Consider the following 2,084-nt stretch of genomic DNA (forward strand, 5'->3'; position numbering starts at 1 on the left):
ACCACCGACGACGCGCAGCAGGCCCGAGGCGAGCGAAACGCCGATTTTGCCCTTCTTGGCGTTCGGATCATAGACGAACTCATCGATCGTCAGCTCCGAATTCGGGCCAAGCGTCATCGAGGATTGATCCATAAACAGGATATGCAGCGAGCCCTTAGCATCTGTGACGAATTTTTCGCCGCGATAGGCATCGCTACCGACATAGATCACGCGCTCATTCGTCGTCGACTTAACGCCGGGCTGCACACCCGAGACGACGCCCGCCTTTTCCGGCGCAGCCGCAATCTTATCCTGCGCGTGAGTCGACGGAATAAAGGCGCTGCTCAGCGCAGCGGCGGCAAGCACCAATCTTTAGCGTCTGCTGGTGTCATAACCTTCTCTCCTCACCCTCTTTCGCTCAGCCCTTAAAAGCGCCACAGAATCGATGCTAACGCCGACGTGTTATCATACCGATAATTCGGTAAATTTGAGTTAGCTTTTATATATTCCGCCTGTAACAAAATTGACCAAGCGGGATCGATGGGAATCTGCGTCGCAAACGTTCCGCGCCACTCGGTATCTTCCCGCGTCCGGCTGCGATCGACCACCGGATCGGAGGTATCGTAATTGCGCTGCAAAACACCGGCGCTCACCGACGTCGTCCAAGCGGGGGCATCCCACCAGCCAAGCGGGCTAGCGTAGCTCAGAATATACGTGCCGCGCAGCTCCCCGCTCTGGTAAGCGAAATAGCCCCGATCCGCGCCATGATCCCGACCGATCACTTCACCCACAACAATTTGCCCCGGCGCGAGTTCATAGCTCGCGCGCAGCCGCACCGTATGCTCCAGCCCGCCTTGCTGCTTGGCCTCGGCCACATCCACGCGGGTGGCATAACTGTAATTGCGCGCCTCATAGCCAGCATCGATCACAAAACGATCGGTAACGCGATAATTCGACTCAATCCCCGCCCCGAGGTTATAGGCATATTGATGCCCATCAAGCAGAATATTCCCCGCAATAACATGGGGGCGCAGCGTCCAGCTCGGCAGATCGACCGGATCGGGCTTAAACCGAATGCCCGTCGTACCTTCGGCCAGCAGCAGATCACGCGGTTTGTCCGACCCCACCTTCAGCTTATAGCTGGAGACCGATGAATAATGCTGGGCAACGCCAACCAGCGTACTCACCAGCTCGGCGGAATTCTGCGTTTCGAGATCGTAGATATGCTCAATGCGCCCGACCAACTGGGTATCGGTATCGCTCTTGCGCTTCTGCGTACTCGGGCGGGCCACCAGCGCGCCGCCGGCGCGAATAAAATCCTCATCCGTCCGCGCCAGGGGATTGGTCTGCCCCCGCACCCCGGCCATGACAAAACCCGACAACCGGCTCGGCTGATTGCGCTTTGCCGCATCGCTCAATAATTGTTCCGCCAACCGGCGCTGCTCGGCGGGCAAATCTGTCTGCGCTGCGGCCGCGCGCAAATAAGTTTCAGCTGCGGCATAGGATTCGAGACGATAATAAAGAACGCCGAGTTCGAGCCGGATTGTGGGCGGCGGATTGGGGGACAGCAGCAGGCGCTCCATCGCCGCGATGCCGCCTTCGAAATTCCCCGCCTGAACCAGAAGGCGCGCATAGCGCAGCCCAACTTCCATATCCCCAGGAGCCGAGAGCACTTGGCGAAACGCATCATCGATCTGACGTTGAAGCGCCGTCACCTGCTCGCTCTGCGCGGCAGCACTCCCCGAAAGAACCGCGACAATAAGGCCCGCCGCACAAGCAATCGGTGCCCGGCTCGCCCCGGAGCGAAGAAGCGATTTAAGAGTCACGGCGGCATTATCCATCATGTCAGTCGGCGAAAACATGTCTAGAGTAGCGGATTCTTTCCGCTAGATGCAAAGCGAATCGTGACTATCAGACGCATTGGTTGCAAAAATCCGTTTGATCCGGGACTCTTACCGTTTAGTTTCGAGTTTCTAGACGAACAGCCAGCGTCTCTAGAAACAAAGAGCCCCCCTCAGTATTACCGAGCCCGCCAAGCGCGCGACACAGCAAAAAGGGGCTAGCCGCTTCACGCTGCTAACCCCTTGAAATTCTTGGTGGAGCCG

At 58.0% G+C, this 2,084-nt stretch carries 1 protein-coding gene and 1 pseudogene; both read right to left on the reverse strand.

Translation table 11 applies throughout. The features are described from left to right. A pseudogene (locus tag VZ95_RS25355) lies at positions 1-345 on the reverse strand (FecR domain-containing protein); the annotation flags it as partial. 59 nt (positions 346-404) lie between these two features. Beyond that, the gene (locus VZ95_RS08495; protein ID WP_198148173.1) at positions 405-1,805 is read right to left on the reverse strand and encodes a surface lipoprotein assembly modifier; all 1,401 of its coding nucleotides are present in this window, start codon (positions 1,803-1,805) and stop codon (positions 405-407) included. Positions 1,806-2,084: the final 279 nt, after the last annotated feature.

Source organism: Elstera litoralis (assembly GCF_000963705.1).
GTDB lineage: Bacteria > Pseudomonadota > Alphaproteobacteria > Elsterales > Elsteraceae > Elstera > Elstera litoralis.